The organism is Nocardiopsis sp. LOL_012 (assembly GCF_048060475.1).
Classification (GTDB): domain Bacteria; phylum Actinomycetota; class Actinomycetes; order Streptosporangiales; family Streptosporangiaceae; genus Nocardiopsis.
This window is the reverse complement of record NZ_JBHMIV010000095.1, coordinates 1-1,084: the sequence shown is the minus strand read 5'-3', so window position 1 is coordinate 1,084 and position 1,084 is coordinate 1. Positions and strand designations below refer to the sequence as shown.

The following is a 1,084-nucleotide window of genomic DNA, read 5'->3' as shown; positions in this document are numbered from 1 at the left end:
TTGAAGCAACGCCCTCGCCCTGGCCCTCCAACAGCTGCTTGTGGAACACCTCTTGCGGTGTGTAGAACCCCAAGCACGCCCGAGGACGGGTGTTGAGCTCCTCAGCGATCGCGGTCAGGTACGGCTGATGCTGCGGGATGTCGGTGCCCCTGGGCAGATACTCCCGGATCAGGCGGTTCGTGTTCTCGTTCGTGGGCCGCTGCCACGGCGAGTGCGGATCAGCGAAGAACACCGGCAGGTCGGTGGCCACCGTCACCGCGGCGTGGCGCCCCATCTCCGTTCCCTGGTCCCACGTCAGCGACTTGCGCACCAACTCCGGCAGCCCCGATACGTGGCCGATGAGCACATCGGCCACATGATCGGCCGCCCGCCCCTGGGGCAGGGCCAGGATCACCGTGAACCGGCTCTGGCGGTCCACCAGCGTGATCACCGCGCTCTTGCCTTCCCTGCCCACCACGAGATCGCCCTCCCAGTGTCCGGGGACCCGGCGGCCCAGAGCCTGTTCGGGGCGCTCGCGGATCGAGCGCATCCCGACGATCCGCGCACCGGACAGACCGTTCTTGCGGCGGGGGCGGCGGGCCCCGCGCTTGGAGGCCAGCATCACCCCGAGCCGGGCCAGCTCGCCCTTGGGCAGGGCGTAGATCCAGGTATAGAGCGCTTCGTGGCTGATGCGGGCACCGCCGGTGGGGAGGGAGCCTTCCATGGGCTCCACGCTGGCATCGTCGGCCTCCAGCTTCAACCGGCCCGCCACCTGGCGGGGTGTGCGTCCCCGTCCCAGGTCGGCCAGGACCCGTTGGCGGATCACCTGGTCGGTGTCCATCAAGCGCTGTTGGGGGCGGGCCCGGCGGGCCTTGGCGCGTTGGTGGGCGGTGGTGGCCCGGTAGCCGCGCTTGCTGGTGTTGCGGGCCAGTTCGCGGCTGATGACCGACTGGTCCCGGCCGATCAGGCGGGCGATGGCGCGTACGCCTTCTCCTCGTGTGTGGGCGAGCGCGATCTCCTCGCGTTCAGCCAGGGTGAGCATTCGTCGTTCTTGCATGAGCAACCCCTGTGACCTGCGGTGTTGCTACGACGGTATGACACCACC

General features: G+C 69.2%; 1 protein-coding gene. It reads right to left on the bottom strand.

Annotated elements, in window-relative coordinates:
- On the bottom strand, window positions 1-1,036 hold a 1,036-nt coding region (locus ACFHWE_RS23580), incomplete at its 3' end, for an IS30 family transposase (protein ID WP_416604067.1).
- Window positions 1,037-1,084 lie beyond the last annotated feature (48 nt).